The organism is Rugamonas aquatica, assembly GCF_009380215.1.
Lineage (GTDB): Bacteria > Pseudomonadota > Gammaproteobacteria > Burkholderiales > Burkholderiaceae_D > Rugamonas > Rugamonas aquatica_B.
On record NZ_WHUG01000002.1, the window covers coordinates 61,705 to 82,813 of the forward strand.

16 protein-coding genes and 1 other RNA gene are annotated in these 21,109 nt (G+C 64.9%); 16 read left to right on the forward strand and 1 reads right to left on the reverse strand.

Translation table 11 applies throughout. The features are described 5' to 3' along the window. Positions 1 to 51 precede the first annotated feature (51 nt). Positions 52 to 624 carry a hypothetical protein gene (locus GEV02_RS04555; protein ID WP_152836788.1) on the forward strand — a complete coding sequence of 191 codons (573 nt, stop codon included), beginning with the start codon at positions 52 to 54 and terminating at the stop codon, positions 622 to 624. A gap of 20 nt (positions 625 to 644) precedes the next feature. Here GEV02_RS04555 and GEV02_RS04560 read toward each other — a convergent pair whose 3' ends face one another. After that, complete coding sequence (locus GEV02_RS04560) at positions 645 to 2,348, reverse strand: thiamine pyrophosphate-binding protein (protein WP_152836789.1); 1,704 nt, start codon at positions 2,346 to 2,348, stop codon at positions 645 to 647. Between the two features lie 117 nt (positions 2,349 to 2,465). On the opposite strand from GEV02_RS04560, the gene rnpB reads away from it, so the two are divergent. The 15 genes from rnpB to murC all read left to right on the forward strand — a co-directional run bounded on the left by rnpB (position 2,466) and on the right by murC (position 21,107). Beyond that, positions 2,466 to 2,809, forward strand: an RNA gene (gene rnpB / locus GEV02_RS04565) — RNase P RNA component class A. A 66-nt stretch (positions 2,810 to 2,875) separates the two neighbouring features. Next, positions 2,876 to 4,381 carry a glycerol kinase GlpK gene (glpK, locus tag GEV02_RS04570; protein ID WP_152836790.1) on the forward strand — a complete coding sequence of 502 codons (1,506 nt, stop codon included), beginning with the start codon at positions 2,876 to 2,878 and terminating at the stop codon, positions 4,379 to 4,381. Between the two features lie 88 nt (positions 4,382 to 4,469). Next, positions 4,470 to 5,234, forward strand: coding sequence for an AraC family transcriptional regulator (locus GEV02_RS04575; RefSeq protein ID WP_152836791.1), 765 nt, complete (start codon positions 4,470 to 4,472; stop codon positions 5,232 to 5,234). A 190-nt stretch (positions 5,235 to 5,424) separates the two neighbouring features. After that, a complete protein-coding gene (locus tag GEV02_RS04580; RefSeq protein WP_152836792.1) occupies positions 5,425 to 7,671 on the forward strand; it encodes a M9 family metallopeptidase in 2,247 nt (748 codons plus the stop codon). Positions 7,672 to 8,304: 633 nt separating this feature from the next. Continuing rightward, positions 8,305 to 8,733, forward strand: coding sequence for a division/cell wall cluster transcriptional repressor MraZ (gene mraZ, locus GEV02_RS04585; RefSeq protein ID WP_008445413.1), 429 nt, complete (start codon positions 8,305 to 8,307; stop codon positions 8,731 to 8,733). Between the two features lie 9 nt (positions 8,734 to 8,742). Further along, positions 8,743 to 9,732, forward strand: a complete 990-nt coding sequence (gene rsmH / locus GEV02_RS04590; protein WP_152836794.1) for a 16S rRNA (cytosine(1402)-N(4))-methyltransferase RsmH — start codon at positions 8,743 to 8,745, stop codon at positions 9,730 to 9,732. Then, positions 9,729 to 10,004, forward strand: coding sequence for a cell division protein FtsL (gene ftsL / locus GEV02_RS04595; protein WP_152836795.1), 276 nt, complete (start codon positions 9,729 to 9,731; stop codon positions 10,002 to 10,004). Before rsmH ends, ftsL begins: the two co-directional genes overlap by 4 nt. Then, positions 10,001 to 11,776: a peptidoglycan D,D-transpeptidase FtsI family protein gene (locus GEV02_RS04600; RefSeq protein ID WP_152836796.1), complete on the forward strand. Its 1,776-nt coding sequence runs from the start codon at positions 10,001 to 10,003 to the stop codon at positions 11,774 to 11,776. Before ftsL ends, GEV02_RS04600 begins: the two co-directional genes overlap by 4 nt. Next, on the forward strand, positions 11,773 to 13,329 hold the full coding sequence (locus tag GEV02_RS04605) for a UDP-N-acetylmuramoyl-L-alanyl-D-glutamate--2,6-diaminopimelate ligase (RefSeq protein ID WP_328595717.1): 1,557 nt from the start codon (positions 11,773 to 11,775) through the stop codon (positions 13,327 to 13,329). Before GEV02_RS04600 ends, GEV02_RS04605 begins: the two co-directional genes overlap by 4 nt. Then, positions 13,329 to 14,726, forward strand: a complete 1,398-nt coding sequence (locus GEV02_RS04610) for a UDP-N-acetylmuramoyl-tripeptide--D-alanyl-D-alanine ligase (protein ID WP_152836797.1) — start codon at positions 13,329 to 13,331, stop codon at positions 14,724 to 14,726. The genes GEV02_RS04605 and GEV02_RS04610 overlap by 1 nt, the downstream gene beginning before the upstream one ends. A 2-nt stretch (positions 14,727 to 14,728) precedes the next feature. Beyond that, entirely contained in the window at positions 14,729 to 15,898 is a 1,170-nt protein-coding gene (mraY, locus tag GEV02_RS04615) for a phospho-N-acetylmuramoyl-pentapeptide-transferase (RefSeq protein ID WP_070267200.1), read from the forward strand. Continuing rightward, the gene (gene murD, locus GEV02_RS04620) at positions 15,898 to 17,421 is read left to right on the forward strand and encodes a UDP-N-acetylmuramoyl-L-alanine--D-glutamate ligase (protein WP_152836798.1); all 1,524 of its coding nucleotides are present in this window, start codon (positions 15,898 to 15,900) and stop codon (positions 17,419 to 17,421) included. The genes mraY and murD overlap by 1 nt, the downstream gene beginning before the upstream one ends. Continuing rightward, positions 17,421 to 18,641, forward strand: coding sequence for a putative lipid II flippase FtsW (gene ftsW, locus GEV02_RS04625; protein ID WP_008445434.1), 1,221 nt, complete (start codon positions 17,421 to 17,423; stop codon positions 18,639 to 18,641). The genes murD and ftsW overlap by 1 nt, the downstream gene beginning before the upstream one ends. 8 nt (positions 18,642 to 18,649) lie before the next feature. Beyond that, positions 18,650 to 19,705 (forward strand): undecaprenyldiphospho-muramoylpentapeptide beta-N-acetylglucosaminyltransferase, encoded by a 1,056-nt coding sequence (gene murG / locus GEV02_RS04630; protein WP_152836799.1) that lies wholly within the window; start codon positions 18,650 to 18,652, stop codon positions 19,703 to 19,705. Between the two features lie 10 nt (positions 19,706 to 19,715). Further along, on the forward strand, positions 19,716 to 21,107 hold the full coding sequence (gene murC / locus GEV02_RS04635; RefSeq protein WP_328595718.1) for a UDP-N-acetylmuramate--L-alanine ligase: 1,392 nt from the start codon (positions 19,716 to 19,718) through the stop codon (positions 21,105 to 21,107). Positions 21,108 to 21,109: the final 2 nt, after the last annotated feature.

Genomic DNA, 21,109 nt, shown 5'->3' on the forward strand with positions numbered 1-21,109 from the left:
TCCACAACGGCTGCCTGGTGCAGCCGTTGTTCATTTCTGAAAGCCGTTACCATGATTACTACCCGACGTGCCGCCATGGCCAGCGCCATCTTGCTGGCCTCCTGCGCGGTGTTCGCCGCGCCGAAGATGGCGCGCAAGCCGGCCGCGCCGGCCGGTACCTTGCCGCGCTACGGCATGCTGGTGTACTCCGACCTGTGCGTCCATGCGGACAGTGGCGAGTTCGGCGGGCAGCGCATCACGCTGCAACGGTTTTCAGAAGTGGACACGGTGTTGTATGAATACACGGCCGGCGGCTTGAGCTGGCCGGTGGTGGCCAGCGAGGTCACGATCGATCCGCGCGGCAAGCAGCTGTACTTCACGGTGCAGCCGCCGGACGAGGACGAGCGCGTCATCAGCGGCAAGCTGGCCGACGGCGGCAAGACGCTGGTGCTGGATGGCGGCTACTGCGGCGATGAGTCGGTGCCGATGCGCTTGTCGCTGGTGACGGACTACGGCCGCAAGGCCGGCGCTTGCCGCGCCTGCCCGGCGTCGAAGAAGAAAAAAGAGATCGAAGAAGCGCCGGAGGCGCCTGAATCGCCGGCGCCGATGATCGAGGCCGGCAAGACCACTACCGCCGGCCTGTGAGCCGGCGGTTTTTTTGACGCTTACTTCGCGGCCTTGGCCGCTTGGGCGTTCTTGCGGATGGTTTCCAGCGTGGCGCCCGGAGTGATCAGGTTGCCGTCGTAGCGCAGCTCGATCACGGCCGGCAGCTGCTTGCTGTTGGCGTAGGCCAGCGCGCGCTCCAGCGCCGGCGCGAAGTCCGCCGTCGCTTCCACCACTTCACCATGGCCGCCATAGGCCACGGCCAGCGCGGCGAAGTCCGGGTTGTGCAGCTGCGTGCCGGACACGCGGCCCGGATAGTGCAGTTCCTGGTGCATGCGGATGGTGCCGAACATGCCGTTATTGAACACGATGATGACCACGCCCGCGCGGTATTGCACGGCGGTGGCCAGCTCCTGGCCGTTCATCATGTATTCGCCGTCGCCGGCGAAGGTGATGACGGTGCGGGCCGGATCGACGATCTTGGCGGCCACGCCGGCCGGTACGCTGTAGCCCATCGCGCCGCTGGTCGGCGCCAGCTGGGTGCGCATGCCGCCGTAGCGGTGGAAGCGGTGCGCCCAGGTGGCGTAGTTGCCGGCGCCGTTGGTGATGATGGTGTCGTGCGGCGTGATGCGGTCGATCTGCTGCACCACCTGCCATAGGTCCAGCGGCGCTTTGCCGTCCTGGAAGATCGGCGGCTGCTGCTGCCACGCGGTCAGGTCGGCCTTGGCCTCGGCCACGCTGCCGCGCCACGCGGCGCTGTCGACCGGCGCCATCGCGGCCAGCATCGCCGCCACTTGCGGCATGCCGCTGTTGATCATCAGTTCGGCCTGGTAGACGCTGCCCAGTTCCTCGGCGTCGGCGTGCACGTGGATCAGGCGCTGGGCCGGCACCGGCGCGGCGATCAGCGCGTAGCCGCCGGTGGTCATCTCGCCCAGGCGCGGGCCGATGGCCAGGATCACGTCGGCTTCGCGCACGCGTGCGGCCAGCTTGGGGTTGATGCCGATGCCGACGTCGCCGATGTAGTTCGGGTGGTCATTGTCGAGCAAGTCCTGGAAGCGGAAGGCGCACGAGACCGGCAGATGGTTGGCTTCGGCGAAGGCTTGCAGGTCGGCGCAGGCTTGCGCATTCCAGCCGCCGCCGCCCAGCAGGACCAGCGGCTTCTTGGCGCCGGCCAGCAGCGAGCGCACCTGGGCTATCTGCGCGGCCGACGGCGACGCCTGCACCGGTTGGTAGGCGCGGGTGTCGGCCACGGCGGCGACGGCGGTCAGCATGTCTTCCGGCAGCGCCAGCACCACCGGGCCGGGACGGCCGCTGGTGGCGATCTGGAAGGCGCGGGCGATGTATTCCGGCACGCGGTCGGCGCGGTCGATCTGCGCCACCCACTTGGCCATCTGGCCGTACATGCGGCGGTAGTCGATTTCCTGGAAGGCTTCGCGGTCGACGAAGTCGTTGCCGACCTGGCCGATGAACAGGATCATCGGGGTCGAATCCTGGAAGGCCGTGTGCACGCCGATCGATGCGTTGGTCGCGCCCGGGCCGCGCGTGACGAAGCAGATGCCGGGCTTGCCGGTCATCTTGCCGTAGGCGTCGGCCATGAAGGCGGCGCCGCCTTCCTGGCGGTTGATGATGAAGCGGATGTCGGAGTCGTGCAGCGCGTCGAGCACGTCGAGGTAGCTTTCGCCGGGCACGCCGAAGGCGGTGTCCACGCCGTGGATCTTCAGGGCATCGACCAGGATCTGGCCGCCGGTGCGGGATGGTTGCGTCATGAGGGTCGCCTTATTGGTATAGGTGTGCGTCATTCTACGGCCGGCTTGCGGGGGCGGCTTTTCTAATGGCGACACCAAATTTCAGATTTGCAGGGGCGGGCTGTTACAATAGCGGTTGAAGCAAGCCAGACAGCCGCTGGCCAGCGCGTAATGCCTGGCGGGAGGAAGGTCCGGACTCCATAGAGCGGGGTGACGGTTAACGGCCGTCCGCTGAAAGCCGTAAGCGCAAGCCCAAGGTATAAGGCGAGGAATAGGGCCACAGAGACGAGCGTATTAAGTTACGGTGAAACGCGGTAACCTCCACCTGGTGCAATTCCAAATAGGCACGCGATGATGCTGCTCGCGGAGCGTGCGGGTAGGAAGCTTGAGCGCTGGAGTAATCCAGCGCCTAGAGGAATGGCTGTCATAGCGCAGGTTCGCCTGCGCCGTAACAAAATCCGGCCTATCGGCTTGCTTCAACTAATAACGATGTTCGCGGCTGCCGCGGGACCGACGCGCACGCCGCGACACCCCCGGGGACTTTGCCGATGAAAAAATACATACTGGCCTTGGATCAAGGCACTACCAGCTCGCGCGCCATCCTGTTCGACCATCAGGGCCGTATCTGCGGCAGCGCGGCGCAGGAATTCCCTCAGCATTTCCCTCAGCCCGGCTGGGTCGAGCACGACCCCAACGAGATCTGGAACAGCCAGCTCACGGTGGCGCGCAAGGTCTTGCACGACAACCATGTCGACGGCGGCCAGATCCTGGCGATCGGCATCGCCAACCAGCGCGAGACCACCGTGGTGTGGGACCGCAAGAGCGGCGAGCCGATCGCGCCGGCCATCGTCTGGCAGGACCGCCGCACGGCCGACACCTGCGAGGCGCTGCGCGCCGACGGCAAGGCCAAGAAAATCACCGACATCACCGGCCTGGAGCTGGACGCCTATTTTTCCGCCACCAAGCTCAAGTGGCTGCTCGATCACGTGCCCGGCGCGCGCGATCGGGCGCGGCACGGAGCGCTGGCCTTCGGCACCATCGACAGCTGGCTGACCTACAAGCTGACCGGCCGCCATGTGACGGACGTCAGCAACGCCGCCCGCACCATGCTGTTCAACATACACCTGATGCGCTGGGACCACGACCTGCTGCAGCTGTTCGACATTCCCGAGGAGATGCTGCCGCAGGTGGTGTCGTCGAGCGAGGAGGTGGGCCATACCAGGGCCGCGCTGTTCGGCGCGGAGATTCCGGTGGCCGGCATCGCCGGCGACCAGCAGGCCGCCACCTTCGGCCAGGCTTGCCTGAAGCCGGGCATGGTCAAGAATACTTACGGCACCGGCTGCTTCATGATGATGCATCTGGGCCGGCATCCGGTGGCCTCGCACAACCGGCTGCTGACCACGGTCGGCTGGCGCGTCGACGGCGCCACCGATTACCTGCTGGAGGGCAGTGTCTTCATGGGCGGCGCCACGGTGCAGTGGCTGCGCGATGGGCTGGGCATCATCCAGCACTCGGGCGATGTCGAGGCGCTGGCCGCCAGCGTGCCGGACAACGGTGGCGTGTTCATGGTGCCGGCGTTTGTCGGGCTGGGCGCGCCGCACTGGGATCCGTATGCGCGCGGCGCGCTGGTCGGCCTGAGCCGGGGCAGCAACCGCGGCCACATCGCCCGCGCCGCGCTGGAGGCGATCGCCTATCAAAGCGCGGAGCTGATGGCGGCGATGCAGAAGGATGTCGAAGCCTCGCACCGCGCCATTCCGCTGACCGAGGTGCGCGCCGACGGCGGCGCGGCCCGCAACGATTTGCTGATGCAGTTCCAGGCCGATCTGCTGGGCGTGCCGGTGGTGCGGCCCACCGTGACCGAGACCACGGCGCTGGGCGCGGCCTATCTGGCCGGGCTGGCGGTTGGCTACTGGGAGACGCAGGAAGAGATCGCCGCGCAGTGGTCGTGCGACCGCCGCTTCGAGCCCGCCATGCCGGCCGACCGCCGCGCCGAATTGCTGGGGCAGTGGGGCCGCGCAGTCGAGCGCTCGCGCGGCTGGGATACGGCGCGATAGCTGTGTCGGCAAAAAAACAGTGAGGTTCCCGTGCGCGGAGGGATGAGGTAAGATGGAATATCTTGCCACCTAAGCAACTGGAGGAGCGATGCAAAATGTCGAGTTGAATGCGATCGAAATCCTGTTCGATGAACTGAGTGATGTCGCGTTTTTCGTCAAGGACCGTGACGGCCGCTATCTGGCCGCCAACCGCACGCTGGTGCGGCGCTGCGGCCTGCGCACCAAGCAGGAAATCGTCGGCAAGACGGTACTGGAAGTGCATCCGCGCCATCTGGCGCAGACCTATATGGCGCAGGACCGCGAGGTGATCGAGGCCGGCCACACCATCAACAAGCACCTGGAACTGCACCTGTACCCCAACCGCCGCCACGGCTGGTGCCTGACCCACAAGACGCCGCTGCGCAACGATGCCGGCGCCATCGTCGGGCTGGTCGGCACCTCGCACGACCTCGGCCTGGCGGACGACTTGCATCCTGTGTACCGGCAAATCGCCAGCATCGCCCAGCACATCCGCGATCACTACCGCGAGCCCCTGTGCCTGAACCAGCTGGCGCAGGACGCCGGCCTGCCGCTGGCGCGCGTGGAGCGCCTGTTCCAGCGCGTGTTCCACTACAGCCCGCGCCAGCTGCTGCTGCAATCGCGGCTGGACGGCGCGCTGGCGCTGATCGAAGCCGACCCGGCCCGCAGCATCGCCGACATCGCCAACGATTGCGGCTATTCGGACCACAGCGCCTTCAGCCGCCAGTTCAAGGCGCTGACTGGCATGACGCCGATGCAGTACCGCGCCCAGCAGCATGGCGAGCGGCCGCAGGCGCCGGCCAGCATGGCGTCGTGGGCCGAACAGCGCGCCTGACCTCAAAACTGTGGTATTTCGGCGCAAGCGCTGTGCCGATCCCACGCCCCCGGCTGTTTAAATATAGCGAACCGCCGCGCACCCATCGGTGCGCGCAATGCCTTGCAAACTCATCAAGCTAGTATCACCCAGCCGACCCGCCCACAAGGCGCGCGGCGAATACTTATAACTATCTTGAAGAGAGGCAGACATGTCGTTATCGAGGAATATCCTGTATCTGGGCGGCCTATGCGCCGTCAGCCTGGCCTTTACCGCCCATGCCGACAATGGCGGCGATCCCGCCGCAGACAAACACGGCCGCCTGAAACAGGCGCCCATGCCGCACCAGCGCCAAACCCTGCCGCCATCGGTCGAGCAGCAGAAGTACCAGCTGGCGCCGACCACCAAGCCGCGCTACGACCTGCTGCCGCGCCAACAGCGCAACAGCCTGACGCCGCTGAGCGCCACGCCGGAATGCAAGGACATGACCAAGCTGGCCACCTACAGCGGCGCGGCGCTGGCCGACTACCTGGTCAACCTGCCGGACTTCGAATGCACTTACGGCCTGTTCTCGCTGACGCAGGCGCAGGGCGCGACGGTCTACTCGGACGCCAACCTGAGCGCCATCGCCAGCCGCTTCACGCAGGAAGCCGGCAGCTACAACGCCAGCAATATGGCGCTGGTCAACCTGGCGCTGTACCTGCGCGCCGGCTACTACCTGGCCGAAGGCGGCACCATCGCCCAGCCGGCGCAATCGGTGAAGACGACGCTGCGCACGCCGATCAAGCAGCTGGCCGAGAGCACCCGCTTGTACGCGCCCAACGCGGTGGCCTACACCACGGCCGGCGAAACGCTGCGCCTGATTACCAATATGCATGACGAGGCCTTCTACCTGCCGAGCATGAAAGCCCTGGTGCAGCGCTACACCAACACCCCGGCCAACCCGAACGCGGTCGACGCCCTGCGCAACAACAGCGCCAGCGGCGGCTTCACGTCGGCGCTGACGGTGCTGTTCTATTCCCACTTCCGTCCGGACGCCGCGCCGGTGGTGCAGAACGACCTGTCGTATGCGACTGCGCTGAACAACTTCGTCACGTCCAACAAGGCCGCTCTGCTGGGTGGCGACTACAGTTACCAGCTCAACGATGCGACCAACGAGGCATTCCGCTTCATGCAGTATCCGGCGCTCAAGGCAGGCGTCAAGACGATGGTGCAGAACATGCTGGCCACCACCAGTCTGACCAGCGCCGACAGCGACCTGTGGCTGGCCGCCGCCAGCGCCGTCAAGTACTACGACAACGAGAACTGCGCCCAGTACGGCACCTGCGACTTCACCACCAAGCTGGCCAATGCCATCCTCAAGTACAGCAAGTCGTGCAGCCCGACGCTGCGCATCCGTGCCCAGGACATGACCCCGGCGCAGATGCAGGACAGCTGCGACAAGCTGGCGGTCGAGGAAAACTACGCGCACGAGATGCTGAAGACCAAGCGCATTCCGGTCGCCAACGACAACAACACCTCGCTGGAACTGGTGGTGTTCGACGACTACACCAACTACAGCAAGTACGCCTCCATCATCTACGGCATCAGCACCGACAACGGCGGCATGTACCTGGAAGGCGAGCCTGACGTGCCGGGCAACCAGGCCCGCTTCATCGCCCACGAAGCTTCGTGGCTGCGTCCGACCTTCCAGGTGTGGAACCTGGAGCACGAGTATGTGCACTACCTGGACGGCCGCTTCGACATGCTGGGCGATTTCGGCCAGGCCACGTCGGTGCCGACCGTGTGGTGGATCGAAGGCATCGCCGAGTACCTGTCGCTGAAGAATAACAACCAGGTCGCGATCGACATCACCAAGACCGGCACCTACCGCCTCAGCCAGATCTTCGGCAACACCTACAGCATGAACGATTATGTGATCCGCGCCTATCGCTGGGGTTACATGGCTACCCGCTTCATGATGGAGCGCCACCGCGCCGACGTCGATGCCGTGCTGGGCATGTTCCGCATCGGCGACTACAGCGGCTACCAGAGCTTTATGGCCCGCATCGGCACCAGCTACGACGCCGAGTTCGCCGACTGGGTCAACGCCGCCACCACCGCCGGCCAGCCACCTATGCCTGAACCGCAACTGCCGGCCTGCGCCTCGACCAGCTACCTGGGCAAGAACTGCGGCATCGGCGGCCTGACCTCGGCCACCCAGGCTTACGTCTACCTGATGGTGCCGGCCGGCGCCACCAACGTGAAGATCTTCAGCCGCGGCGGCAGCGGCGACGCCGACATGTACGTCGCGCTGGACCGCTACCCGACCGTGGCGTCGTACGACATGGTGTCGGCCGCCGCCGGCAACTCGGAAAACGTCAGCATCGCCAATCCGGTGGCCGGCCACTGGTACTACATCATGTTGAAGGCTAAAACCAGCTTCAGCGGCGTGACGGTGTACGCGACCTACGACTAACCGCGCTGAAACGGTCTTAGAAAGCGCTTAAAACGGCAGCCGCCCGGCTGCCGTTTCCTGATTTCCGTCCACGGATTTCGTATAATGCGGCGTGGCGGTGCGGTGGCTAACTTGTCTATACAAGTTGCCCTGCGCCGTGGCGCTGTCCCCGCACGACCCCAGGTTTTTCCATCTAGCTCAGCGCGCCGCCGGCGCGACTTGCCGCAAGAAATCCCCCCGCTGCCACCCGCGCACCCCTGTTGCCGTTTTAATACTGCAATGTTGGTGTCCTGCAACTATATGCATTTAATTCAATTATTTTATTCGCTCTATTTCCCCGTTTTAGTGCGTCCAAACACATGTGCACAGATGAGGTAGCACATTCACTGTTTGTCATAAGTACTTAATTTACCTGACTATTTTATTTCTACCCGGCTTCAAGGAATCGCGCTAAGTCCTTAATTTCATTACTAAAATCGCTGTTTCGTTTGCCTGAAAGCGCTTGACCACTATTCTTGCTTCCTCTAAAGTGGGCATCTGTGTGAAAAAGTGTCTTTTTGTGGGAAATTTCACCCGACTTAGCGGCGGGGGAGATGAAAACCGGAAAGCGCCGATCATGCTCCGCTAACCCTACTGAGGTGTAAAGGTAATCCCGTGTTTCAAGGCGCGTCCGCAATCAATCTCGATGCCAAAGGCAGGATGTCTATCCCTGCCAAGCACCGTGACGCGCTCTCGATCCAGTGCGAAGGCCGCCTCACGCTGACCCGCCATCCCGACGGCTGCGTCATGTTGTTCCCCCGCCCGGTGTGGGAACAGCACCGCCAACAGATCTCCCAATGGCCGTTGCAGGCCCGCGCCTGGCAGCGCATCTTCCTCGGCTACGCCACCGACGTCGAAATGGACACGGCCGGCCGCATCCTGATCGCGCCCGAACTGCGCAGCGCCGTCGGCCTGGAGCGCGAGGTCATGATGATGGGCATGGGTTCTCATTTCGAAATCTGGGATGCCGCCAAGATGGCGCAACAAGAGCAGCAGGCGATTGAAGCCGGCACCCCCGATGTTCTCGCTAATTTCTCTTTCTAAGGCTCCGTGATGACCACTACATCGGTGCCGGAATTTCAGCATCGGACGGTGCTGCTTGACGAAGCGGTCGACGCGCTGGCGCTGGATGGCGCGCGCGCCGACGGCGTCTACGTCGACGGCACGTTCGGCCGCGGCGGCCACTCGCGCCTGATCCTGTCCAAACTGGGCGCCAACGCGCGCCTGATCGCCTTCGACAAAGACCTGCAGGCGATCGCCACCGCCGAGCAGATCAAGGACCCGCGCTTCACCATCGTCCACGACAGCTTCGCCACCATGCACGCGGCGCTGGCCGAACGCGGCGTGGCGCAGGCCGACGGTATTTTGCTCGACCTGGGCATCTCGTCGCCGCAGGTGGACGATGCCGCGCGCGGCTTCAGCTTCCGCAACGACGGCCCGCTCGACATGCGTATGGATACCACACGCGGCATGTCGGCGGCGGAGTGGCTCGCCACAGAAACTGAACAGACACTGGAAAAGGTGATCAAGGAATATGGGGAAGAACGGTTTGCTTTTCAGATTGCAAAGGCGATTGTTGCTCGCAGGGCAGTCGAGCCAATTTCAACCACACGACAGCTTGCCGGCATCGTGGCAGGCGCGGTCAAGACTCGGGAAAAGGGCAAGGACCCGGCCACCCGTACCTTTCAGGCTATCCGGATTTTCATCAATAAAGAGCTTGAAGACCTCGAGATCGGTCTGACCCAGGCCTGGAACAGCCTGGCGCCGGGCGGCATCATCGCCATCATCAGCTTCCACTCGCTGGAAGACCGCATGGTCAAGCGCTTCTTCGCGTCCAAGGCCAATGTCGAGCAGCCGGACCGCCGCCTGCCGATCCGCGCGGTCGACCTGCCGCAGCCGGAGCTGAAACTGCTGGCCAAGTTCAAGCCGTCCGACGCCGAGATCGACGCCAACCCGCGCGCCCGTTCGGCCGTGATGCGGGTCGCCCGCCGCCTGCCGTTTTCGGCTTCCGGCGCTGCGACCTCTGCGAAGGGCGCGGCATGAGCGGCAAGGTCAACCTGGTGCTGACGGCGCTGCTGGTGGCCTGCGGGCTGTCGCTGGTGAACGCGCAATACCAGGCGCGCCATCTGTTCATCGAACTGGAACGCACGCAGTCGCAGGCGCGCCAGCTCGACATCGAATGGGCGCAGCTGCAGCTGGACCAGTCGACGCTGGGCAAGCACGCCCGCATCGAGGAAATCGCCCGCCGCGACCTGAACATGACGCCGCTGACCGCCGCGCGCACGCAATACCTGACGCCGGAAGGATCGAAATGAGCCGCGCCAGCAATACCAGCACGTCGCGCGTAGCCCGCTCCAAGGGCGTGCCGTTCTCCAAGAACCCGGTGCTGGCGGTACGCCTGCCGGTCTGGCGTTCGCGCGTGGTGCTGTTCGTATTGTTTGCCGCCTTCGCCGGCCTGGGCGCGCGCGCCCTGTGGCTGCAAGGCTTGTCGACCCAGTTCCTGCAAAAGCAGGGCGAGATCCGCTACGCCCGCACGCTGGACCTGCCGGCCACGCGCGGCAAGATCACCGACCGCGATGGCCAGGTGCTGGCGTCGTCGGTGCCGGTCAAGGCCATCTGGGCGATTCCGGACGACGTCCAGGAAGCGCCGCCGGCCAAATTGAAAGAGCTGGCCAAGCTGCTCGATATGAGCAACGCCGACCTGCAAAAGAAACTCGACTCCGACCGCGGCTTCGTCTACCTGAAGCGCCAGGTCGAGCAGGACGTGGCCGACCAGATCACCAAGCTGGGTATCGACGGCATCCAGACCCGCAAGGAATACAAGCGCTTCTACCCGCAGGGCGAAGTGACGACCCACGTGGTGGGCTTCACCAACGTCGAAGACGCTGGCCAGGAATCGATGGAACTGGCGCAGCAGAAAACGCTGGTGGGCCAGCCAGGTAGCCGCCGCGTCATCAAGGACCGCCTGGGCCACATCGTCGAGGACATCGAATCGGTGCGCGAGCCGCACGACGGCAAGGACTTGACGCTGTCGATCGACAGCAAGCTTCAGTACATCGCTTTCACGCAGGTGAAGGAATCGGTGGAGAAGTTCCACGCCAAGGCAGGCGCCGCCATCGTGCTGGATGTGCACACCGGCGAAGTGCTGGCGCTGGCCAACTGGCCGACCTACAACCCCAACGACCGCACCAAGCTGACCGGCGAACAGCTGCGCAACCGCGTGATGACCGACACCTTCGAGCCGGGTTCCTCGCTCAAGCCGTTCACCGTCGGCCTGGCGCTGGACGAGAAGCGCATCACGCCGCACACCATGTTCGACACCGGCGCGGGCGCCATGGTGATCGCCGACCACGTGGTCCACGACACCCACCCGCACTACCTGATCGACGTCCAGACCATCATCCAGAAGTCGTCCAACATCGGCACCTCTAAGATCGCGCTGAGCATGCCGCCGCAGGAAATGTGGGAGATGTTCACCAAGGTCGGTTTCGGCCAGCAGCCCAAGTGGGGCTTCCCCGGCGCCGTGGCCGGCCGCGTGCGTCCGTACAAATCGTGGCGTCCGATCGAACAAGCGAATATGAGCTTCGGCCAGGGTATCTCGGTATCGCTGATCCAGCTGGCGCGCGCCTACATGATCTTCGCCCGCGACGGCGACATCATCCCGCTGTCGTTCCAGAAAGTGACGGAAGCGCCGCACGGCACGCCGGTGGTCAGCGCCAAAACCGCTGCCGAGATGCGCGAGATGCTGGAGATGGTCACGCTGCCTGGCGGTTCGGCCGTCAAGGCCCAGGTGCCTGGCTACCGCGTGGGCGGCAAGACCGGCACCGCGCAGAAGTTCATGAACGGCCGCTACTCGCAAACCAAATACATCGGCAACTTCGTCGGCATGGCGCCGATGTCGAACCCGCGCTTCATCATCGCCGTCATGATCGACGAACCGGGTGGACCGGTGCACGTCGGCGGCGACGTGGCAGGCCCCGTGTTCTCTGCGCTGGCCGCCAACGCGCTGCGCGCCAAGAACATCACGCCCGATTCAACCCTTACCCATATCATCATTCCTGATAATGCAGCACAGGAGAAAATGTGACGACTTCTAACTTCGACCCCTTGGCCGTTGCCGCCGCCATCCGCAAGCTGACGCCGTCCGCGCAGCTGGCTTCGGATTCGCGCCGCATCAAGCCGGGCGATGTGTTTTTTGCCTATCCCGGCGATGCCGGCGACGGCCGCAGCTTCATCGAGAGCGCCATCGAGCAGGGCGCCGCGCTGGTGGTGCTCGACCCTGCAGGCTTCACCTGGAACGACAGCTGGGCCGTGCCTTACCTCACCGTCGAACAGCTCAAGCGCCATGCCGGCGTGATCGCCCACGCTTTCTACGAGCAGCCGGATGCGGCCATGTTCACCGTCGGCGTCACCGGCACCAACGGCAAGACCTCCAGCGCCGTCTGGCTGGGCCACGCGCTGTCGCGTGGCGCCGAGCCGGCCGCCGTCATCGGCACGCTGGGCGTGGGCCTGTTCCGCGCACGCGGCGATGTCGAATACGACGTCACCGGCTACACCACGCCGGACGCCGTGCTGCTGGCGCGCACGCTGGCTGGCCTGCGCGAGCAGGGCGCCGCCGCGCTGGCGATCGAAGTATCGTCCATCGGACTTGAGCAGGGCCGCGTGGCCGGCATGCATTTCGATGTCGCGTTGTTCACCAACCTGACCCGCGACCACCTGGACTACCACGGCACGATGGAGGCCTACGAGGCCGCCAAGACCAAGCTGTTCGACTGGCCCGGACTGAAGACGGCGGTGGTCAACCTGGACGACCCGATGGGCCTGCGCCTGATCGCCCATCTGCAGGCGAAAGCGCCGCTGGGTGGTGCGATTCCGCTGATCGGCTACACGCTGCACGACGCCACCGCGCGCCCGGACATCCCGGGTGTGCTGATGCTGCGCGCCAGCCAGTTCCGCAGCAGCCGCAACGCCGGCACCGAATTCCACCTGGAGTGCGCGCTGGGCGTGGCGCTGGTCAAGACGCATTTGGTCGGCAACTTCAACATCAGCAACGCGCTGGGCGTGATGGGCGCGATGCTGGCCAAGGGCCTGGGCCTGCGCGCCGCCATCGAAGCGGTCGAAGCGCTGCTGCCGGCCCCGGGCCGCATGCAGCAGGTCGGCGGCCAGGATGCGCCGATGATCGTCATCGACTACGCACACACGCCGGACGCGCTGGAAAAAACCCTGGCCGCGCTGCGCCCGGTGGCCACCGACCGTGGCGGCCAGCTGTGGTGCGTGTTCGGCTGCGGCGGCGACCGCGATCCGGGCAAGCGCCCGCAGATGGGCAAGATCGCGCAGATGGCCGACCACGTGCTGGTCACCAGCGACAACCCGCGCAGCGAAGATCCGCACTCGATCATCGAGCAGATCGTCGCCGGCATGGACCGCAACAACCCTGCATCGACGGTGCAGACGCTGGACGACCGCGCCGCCGCCATCCTGTCCGCGATCAAGCACGCCGGCAAGCCGGACGTGATCCTGCTGGCTGGTAAAGGCCACGAGCCGTATCAGGAAATCAAGGGCAAGAAACTGCCATTCTCCGACGCCGACCACGCGCAGCTGGCGCTGTCGGCCCGCTTAACCATGATGAGGACGAATTGATGCGTGCAGCACTCGCACAGATTCTGCCTTCTGTGTCCGGCGCCAAGCTGATTGGCTCCGGTGAAATTGTATTTGACGGCGTCTCCACCGACAGCCGTAGCGTAGCCGCAGGTTCGCTGTTCGTCGCCTTGCGCGGCGAGGTTTTCGACGCCCACAACTTCCTCGCGCAAGTCGCGGAGAAGGGTGTCGCCGCTGTCGTTGTTGAAGAACTGCCGGAAGGCTGGACCGCATCGACCGGCATCGTCGCCATCGTCGTACCGAACACGCTGGTGGCCCTGGGCCAGATCGCCAACTACTGGCGCCGCCAGTTCGCCATGCCCGTCATCGGCGTCACCGGCAGCAACGGCAAGACCACGGTCAAGGAAATGATCGCCGCCATCCTGGCAGCAGCCCACGGCGAAGAAGGCCGCCTGGCCACACGCGGCAACCTGAATAACGAAATCGGCGTGCCATTGACGCTGTTCCGCATGGACGCGCAGCAGCAGTCGGCCGTGGTGGAACTGGGTATGAACCATCCCGGCGAGATCGGCCGCCTGAGCGCCATCGCCGCACCGACCATCGCCATGGTCAACAACGCCCAGCGCGAACACCAAGAATTCATGCACACCGTGGAAGCGGTGGCGCGCGAAAACGGCGCAGTGCTGGCCAGCCTGGCCGCCGACGGCGTGGCCGTGTTCCCGCATGGCGATGAGTTCACGCCTATTTGGGAAGAACTGTCGGCCGGCCGCCATGTGCTGCGCTTCGGCCTGACCAAGGATGCGGAAGTAAGCTGCACCTTCCGCGCCAACGATTTCGGCAACGAGATGTTCGTCACCATTCGCGAAGGCGACGCTGAACCAGAACAGTTCTTCGTCAACCTGCAAGCGGCCGGCGAACACAATGTGCGCAACGCGCTGGCCGCCGTGGCTTGCACGTACGCCGCCGGCATCGCGCTGGACAAGATCAAACTGGGCCTCGACACCTTTGCGCCGGTCAACGGCCGCCTGCAAAAGAAGGCTGCGGCCAACGGCGCCGTCGTCATCGACGACAGCTACAACGCTAACCCGGACTCGGTGCGCGCCGCCATCGACGTGCTGTCCAAGGCCGCCGCCCCGCGCGTGCTGGTGCTGGGCGACATGGGCGAAGTCGGCACCCAGGGCCGCGAGTTTCACGAAGAAATCGGCGCGTATGCGCAGACCAAAGGCATCGAACAGGTGCTGGCAACCGGCGAGCTGGCCTCCCACATGAGTGGAGACGCCATCCGTCATTTTGAAAACTTCGGCGATTTGCTGGCTGCTGTCGAAGCAGCCGTCACGCCGGATGCAACCGTATTAATCAAGGGCTCCCGCTTCATGAAAATGGAACGGGTCGTGCAGCATTTGATTGGATCGCAACAAGCTAACAAGGAAAGTCACTAATCATGCTGCTCTGGCTCGCTCAGTATTTTCAGCAGGACCTCGGGCCACTCCGGGTCTTCAATTTCATCACCTTCCGCGCGGTGTTCGCCACCGCGACCGCGCTGCTGATCGGCCTGTCGGCCGGCCCGGCCGTGATCCGCAAACTGACCGCCATGAAGTACGGCCAGGCCGTGCGTACCGACGGTCCGCAGACCCACTTGAAAAAACACGGCACCCCGACCATGGGCGGCGTGCTGCTGCTGATCGCCATCGGCGTGTCCACGCTGCTGTGGTGCGACCTGTCGAACCGCCTGATCTGGCCGGTGCTGATCGTCACGCTGGGCTTCGGCGCCGTCGGCTGGGTCGACGACTACCGCAAGGTGGTGCGCCAGGATCCTGAAGGCATGCGCTCGGCGGAAAAGTACTTTTGGCAGTCGCTGGTCGGCATCGGCGCCGCGCTCTACCTGGCGTTCTCGGTGTCCGCGCCCAACGCCGGCAAGGTGTTCGAGCTGTTCTTCGCCTGGGTACAGTCGGGCTTCTCGATGGACCTGCCACCGAAGGCCGATCTGATCGTGCCGTTCTTCAAGACCATCAGCTACCCGCTGGGTGTGTGGGGCTTCATCGCGCTGACCTACTGTGTCATCGTCGGCACCAGCAACGCCGTTAACTTCACGGACGGCCTGGATGGCCTGGCGATCATGCCGACGATTATGGTCGGCTCCGCGCTCGGCCTGTTCGCTTACCTGACCGGTAGCGCCACGTATTCGAAGTACCTGTTCATCCCGCACATTCCCGGCGCTGGCGAACTGATTATCTTCTGCGGCGCGCTGGCCGGCGCGGGCCTGGCCTTCCTGTGGTTTAACACCCACCCGGCACAGGTGTTCATGGGCGACGTCGGCGCACTGGCGCTGGGCGGCGCGCTGGGCACCATCGCCGTCATCGTGCGCCAGGAAATCGTCCTGTTCATCATGGGCGGCATCTTCGTCGCCGAGACGGTGTCGGTGATTATCCAGGTGGGCTGGTTCAAGATCACCAAGAAGCGCTTCGGCGTCGGCCGCCGCGTGTTCCTGATGGCGCCCTTGCACCACCACTTTGAACAAAAAGGCTGGAAAGAGACCCAGGTCGTCGTGCGCTTCTGGATTATCACGATGATGCTGGTGCTGGTCGGACTCTCTACGTTGAAACTGCGCTGATGATCTACGAAGGCAAAAACGCACTGGTACTGGGACTGGGTGAATCCGGTCTGGCGATGGCGCTGTGGCTCGCCCGCAGCGGCGCGCGCGTGCGCGTGGCCGATACCCGTGAAACGCCCGAGCGCCTGCCGGCGCTGCGCCTGGCCGTGCCGGATGCGGAATTCGTCGCTGGCCCGTTCGCTTCGGGTTCATTCGATCCTGCGCTGCTGGACGGCGTCGACATGGTCGCCGTCAGCCCGGGCCTGGCGCCGTACCGCGAACTGGCCGAGATCGCACCGGCCGCCGCCGCCGCCGGCGTGCCGGTTTGGGGCGAGATCGAACTGTTCGCACAGGCGCTGGAGTCGCTGGAACAGGAACGCGGCTACACGCCGAAGATCATCGCCATCACCGGCACCAACGGCAAAACCACCGTCACCACGCTGGTGGGCCAGCTGTGCGAACGCGCCGGCAAGACCGTGCGCGTCGCCGGCAACATCAGCCCCGCCGCGCTCGACGTGCTGCGCGACGTAATGGACGCCGGCACGCTGCCGGAAGTGTGGGTGCTGGAGCTGTCGTCCTTCCAGCTGCAAACCACCTTCACGCTGGAAGCCGACGCCGCCACCGTCTTGAACGTGACCCAGGACCACCTGGACTGGCACGGCGACATGCCGTCCTACGCCGCCGCCAAACACCGCATCTTCGCCGCCGACACCGTACGCGTATTGAACCGCGACGACGCCACCGTGATGCGCATGGCCAGCGCCACCGGCCAGAACGTCACCTTCGGCACCGACGCGCCGACCCTGCGCGATGACCTGGGCCTGAACAGCGAACGCGGCGTGCTGTGGCTCGCCACCGCCGTACCGGCCGAGGAAGAGGGCGAACCCAAGAAACGCAAGAAGAACGATCCGCCGCCGCCACCGGTTGAATGCATGGTCAAGAACCTGATGCCGGCCGACGCGCTGCAAATCCGCGGCGTGCACAACGCCGCCAACGCGCTGGCCGCGCTGGCCCTGTGCCGCGCCATCGACCTGCCACTGGCGCCGTTGCTGCACGGCCTGCGCGAGTATCGCGGCCAGCCGCACCGTGTGGAACTGGTCAGCGCCATCAACGACGTCGAATACTACGACGACAGCAAGGGCACCAATGTCGGCGCCACCGTGGCCGCCTTGAACGGCTTGGGCAAGGCCTTCACCGGCGCCAACCAGCGCCTGGTGGTCATCATGGGGGGCGACGGCAAGGGCCAGGACTTCACGCCGCTGGCCGAACCGGTATCGCGCTACGTGCGCGCCGTGCTGCTGATCGGACGCGACGCGCCGCAGCTGCGCGCCGCGCTGGCGCCGTCCGGCGTTGAGCTGGAAGACTGCGGCACCGACCTGCCGCAAGCCGTCAAGCGCGCCAGCGAACTGGCGCAAGCCGGCGACGCCGTGCTGCTGTCCCCGGCCTGCGCCAGCATGGACATGTTCAAGAACTACGCGCATCGCGCCCAGGTGTTCATCGACACCGTGCGCGAGATCGCCCTTGACGCAGGACAGGAGCTCTGATGGCCTTCCAGATGCCGTTCCGCTTTGCTGACAAGTCGACGCCACCGTCGATGGACAGCCGCGCGCGGCAATCGAAGATGATGGAATACGACCAGCCGCTGGTCTGGGTCACGCTGCTCTTGATGCTGCTCGGGATGGTGATGGTGTACTCGGCCTCGATCTCGCTGCCGGATTCGCCGAAGTTCGCCAACTACGTCCGCTGGCAGAACACCTACTTCCTGCAACGGCAGGCGATGTTCATCGGCGTCTCGCTGCTGGCCGGCCTGTTCGTGTTCCGCATCCGCATCTGCGACCTGCAGAAGGCCGCGCCGTACCTGTTCATCGGCACCCTGGTGCTGCTGGTGATGGTGCTGATCCCCGGCCTCGGCGTGGTGGTCAACGGCGGCCGCCGCTGGCTGTCGCTCAAGGTATTCAACGTGCAGCCGTCGGAGCTGATGAAAGTGGTCGCCGTGCTGTACGCCGCCGACTACACCGTGCGCAAACAGGAATACATGCACAAGCTGACCAAGGGCTTCATGCCGATGGCGGCGGCGGTCGGCTTCGTCGGCCTGTTGCTGCTGCTCGAACCTGACCTGGGCGCCTTCGGCGTGATCGTCTGCATCGCCATGGGCATCCTGTTCCTGGGCGGGATCAACGCCATCTGGTTCGGCGGCATCGGCGCGGTGCTGGTGGTGATCTTCGGCTCCATCATCGCGCTGTCGAAGTTCCGCCGCGAGCGCTACTTCGCCTACCTGAACCCGTGGGAAGAAGACAATGCATTGAACAAGGCTTACCAGCTGACCCACTCGCTGATCGCTTTCGGGCGCGGCGAGATTTTCGGCGTTGGCCTGGGCGGCAGCGTGGAAAAGCTGCACTACCTGCCGGAAGCGCATACCGACTTCCTGCTGGCGGTGATCGGCGAAGAACTCGGCCTGGCCGGCGTGCTGGTGGTGATCGCGCTGTTCTACTGGCTTATCAAGCGCGCCTTCGATATCGGCCGCCAGGCCATCGCCATCGACCAGACCTTTGCCGGCCTGACGGCCAAGGGCATCGGCATCTGGATCGGTGTGCAGACGTTTATTAACATGGGTGTCAACCTTGGCCTGCTGCCGACCAAGGGCTTGACCTTGCCGCTGATGAGCTATGGCGGCACGGGTGTAGTGATTAACTGCGTCGGACTCGCGATCCTGCTCCGGATCGACTACGAGAACCGGGTTCTGATGCGTGGTGGCAGATTATGAAACGATTGATGATTATGGCAGCCGGCACCGGCGGCCACATTTTCCCCGGCCTGGCGATCGCGCAGACGCTGCGCGCGCGCGGCTGGGAAGTAACGTGGCTGGGTACCGCCGCCGGCATGGAGCAGGAGCTGGTGCCCAAGCACGGCATCGCGATGGACAGCATCGACTTCACCGGCATGCGCGGCAAGGGCATCAAGCACTCGCTGGGCGGCGCACTGAAGATGGTCAAGGCCTTCGCCGCCTGCTTCGGCTACATCGGCAGCCGCAAGCCGGACGTGGTGCTGGGCATGGGTGGCTACGTCACCGTGCCGGGCGGCCTGATGGCGCGCCTGCGCGGCGTTCCGCTGGTACTGGTCAATGCCGACGCCGCGCTGCTGCTGTCGAATAAGACGCTGGTGCCGTTCGCTGAGCGCGTGTGCTTCGGCTTCCCGGCCAACTTCGGCAAGGCCGCCAGCAAGGCCGTCGTCACCGGCAACCCGGTGCGCAAGGAGATCCTGGACATGGCCACGCCGGACCTGCGTTTCTTCGGCCGCGAAGGTCCGCTGCGCATCCTGGTGGTGGGCGGCAGCCTGGGCGCGAAAGCGCTGAACGATAACCTGCCGGCCGCGCTGGCGCTGATCCCGGCCGCGCAGCGTCCGCAGGTGACGCACCAGTCGGGCAAGAAGAACATCGATGCGCTGCGTGCGGCGTATGCGCAGGCGGGCGTGGAAGCCAATGTGGTCGACTTCATCGACGACATGGCGGTCGCCTACAGCCATGCCGACGTGGTGATCTGCCGCGCCGGCGCCATCACCGTGTCGGAGCTGACCGCAGCCGGCGTGGCCAGCGTGCTGGTGCCTCTGGTCGCATCGACCACCAGCCACCAGCGCGACAACGCGCAGTGGATGGCGAAACAAAACGCGGCGATCCACATGCCGCAATCGGAAATGAGCGCGCAGAGTGTGGCGACGCTGTTGGAAACGCTGACCCGCGGCGCCTGCCAGACCATGGCAATGGCGGCGCGCGGCGTCGGAAAACGCGATGCGAACGACGCTATCGCGGCCGTATTGGAACAACTAGCATGAGAATTAAATCGTGAAACACAAAGTACAGAATATTCACTTCGTCGGCATCGGCGGCAGCGGCATGAGCGGCATCGCCGAAGTGCTGCTGACGCTCGGCTATACCGTGTCCGGTTCGGACCTGGGCAGCAACGCCGTCACCCAGCGCCTGGCTGATATGGGCGCCACTGTATTCCAGGGCCACGCCGCCGCCAACATCGGCGAAGCCGACGCCGTCGTCACCTCGACCGCCGTCCAGCAGGACAATCCTGAAGTCGTGGCTGCGCGCAGCCGCAAGATTCCTATCGTTCCGCGCGCCGTGATGCTGGGCGAGTTGATGCGCCTGAAGCGCGGCATCGCCATCGCCGGCACGCACGGCAAGACCACCACCACCAGCCTGGTCGCATCGGTGCTGGCGCAGGGCGGCCTCGATCCGACCTTCGTCATCGGCGGCCGCCTGACCGCCGCCGGCGCCAACGCCAAGCTGGGTACCGGCGAGTACCTGGTGGCCGAAGCCGATGAATCGGATGCCTCCTTCCTGAACCTGACGCCGATGATCGAAGTGATCACCAACATCGACGCCGACCACATGGAAACCTACGAGCACGATTTCGAAAAGCTCAAGCAGGCCTTCGTCAACTTCACGCACCGCCTGCCGTTCTACGGCCGCGCCATGCTGTGCATCGACGATCCGCATGTACGCGCCATCCTGCCGCAGGTGACCAAGCCCGTGACCACCTACGGCTTCCACGAAGAAGCCGAAGTGCGCGCCGTGAACGCCCGCGCCGTCGGCGTCGAGATGCACTTCACCGTGATCCAGGAAGGCTATCCTGACCTGGACGTGGTGCTGAACCAGCCAGGCCTGCACAACGTGCAGAACGCCTGTTCGGCCATCGCCATCGCCCGCGAGATCGGCATCGAAGACAAGGACACGCAAGCCGGCCTGGCCGCCTTTGCCGGCGTCGGCCGCCGCTTCACCAAATACGGCGATGTCGCCATTCCAGGCGGTGGCACGTTCACGCTGGTGGACGACTTCGGCCACCACCCGCTGGAGATGGACGTCACCACCGCCGCCGCGCGCGCCGCCTATCCGGGCCGCCGCCTGGTGCTGGCCTTCCAGCCGCACCGCTACAGCCGCACGCGCGACCTGTTTGAAGATTTCGTCAAGGTGCTGGGCACCGTCGACGTGCTGGTGCTGGCGGAAGTCTACGCCGCCGGCGAAGCGCCTATCGTGGCCGCAGACGGCCGCGCGCTGGCGCATGCATTGCGCGCACGCGGCAAGACCGAACCGATTTTTGTTGAGGCGATCGGCGATATGCCGGAAACCATCATGGGTGTGGTACGCGACGGCGACGTCGTCATGACCATGGGCGCAGGCTCGATCAGCGGCGTCCCTGCCAAACTGACTAACTATACTAAGGTCTGAAA

Bases quoted from the DNA above. Each gene is read 5' to 3' on its own strand.
- GEV02_RS04555 (WP_152836788.1), top strand. From the start codon at position 52: ATGATTACTACCCGACGTGCCGCCATGGCCAGCGCCATCTTGCTGGCC.
- GEV02_RS04560 (WP_152836789.1), bottom strand. From the start codon at position 2,348: ATGACGCAACCATCCCGCACCGGCGGCCAGATCCTGGTCGATGCCCTG.
- glpK (WP_152836790.1), top strand. From the start codon at position 2,876: ATGAAAAAATACATACTGGCCTTGGATCAAGGCACTACCAGCTCGCGC.
- GEV02_RS04575 (WP_152836791.1), top strand. From the start codon at position 4,470: ATGCAAAATGTCGAGTTGAATGCGATCGAAATCCTGTTCGATGAACTG.
- GEV02_RS04580 (WP_152836792.1), top strand. From the start codon at position 5,425: ATGTCGTTATCGAGGAATATCCTGTATCTGGGCGGCCTATGCGCCGTC.
- rsmH (WP_152836794.1), top strand. From the start codon at position 8,743: ATGACCACTACATCGGTGCCGGAATTTCAGCATCGGACGGTGCTGCTT.
- ftsL (WP_152836795.1), top strand. From the start codon at position 9,729: ATGAGCGGCAAGGTCAACCTGGTGCTGACGGCGCTGCTGGTGGCCTGC.
- GEV02_RS04600 (WP_152836796.1), top strand. From the start codon at position 10,001: ATGAGCCGCGCCAGCAATACCAGCACGTCGCGCGTAGCCCGCTCCAAG.
- GEV02_RS04610 (WP_152836797.1), top strand. From the start codon at position 13,329: ATGCGTGCAGCACTCGCACAGATTCTGCCTTCTGTGTCCGGCGCCAAG.
- mraY (WP_070267200.1), top strand. From the start codon at position 14,729: ATGCTGCTCTGGCTCGCTCAGTATTTTCAGCAGGACCTCGGGCCACTC.
- murD (WP_152836798.1), top strand. From the start codon at position 15,898: ATGATCTACGAAGGCAAAAACGCACTGGTACTGGGACTGGGTGAATCC.
- ftsW (WP_008445434.1), top strand. From the start codon at position 17,421: ATGGCCTTCCAGATGCCGTTCCGCTTTGCTGACAAGTCGACGCCACCG.
- murG (WP_152836799.1), top strand. From the start codon at position 18,650: ATGATTATGGCAGCCGGCACCGGCGGCCACATTTTCCCCGGCCTGGCG.